This is a genomic window from Streptomyces beijiangensis (genome assembly GCF_017315755.1).
Taxonomy (GTDB): domain Bacteria; phylum Actinomycetota; class Actinomycetes; order Streptomycetales; family Streptomycetaceae; genus Streptomyces; species Streptomyces beijiangensis.
In genome coordinates this window covers 1-202 of the sequence record NZ_JAFLRJ010000108.1, presented here as the reverse complement: position 1 = coordinate 202, position 202 = coordinate 1, and the positions used below count along the sequence as shown (strand labels likewise).

General features: G+C 70.3%; 1 pseudogene. It reads left to right on the top strand.

From position 1 onward, the window contains the following. Positions 1 to 202: pseudogene (locus J0695_RS12385) on the top strand (streptophobe family protein); the annotation flags it as partial.

The window sequence follows — 202 nt, the reverse complement described above, 5'->3', positions numbered from 1 at the left end:
TCGTCGCGCGGGTGGTCTCGTTGGCGGTGCTCTTCATCGCGATGATCGGCGGGCTCGCCTGGGCGGGACACGATGTCGTCACCATCGACGGGAGCAAGCTGGGGCTCGACAACATCCCGGGCGCGGGCGGGCTCGGGGACAAACTGCCGGGCGGGCTCGGGGACATCGGCGGGCTGCTGCCGGGGAAGATCTGGGATCTCGT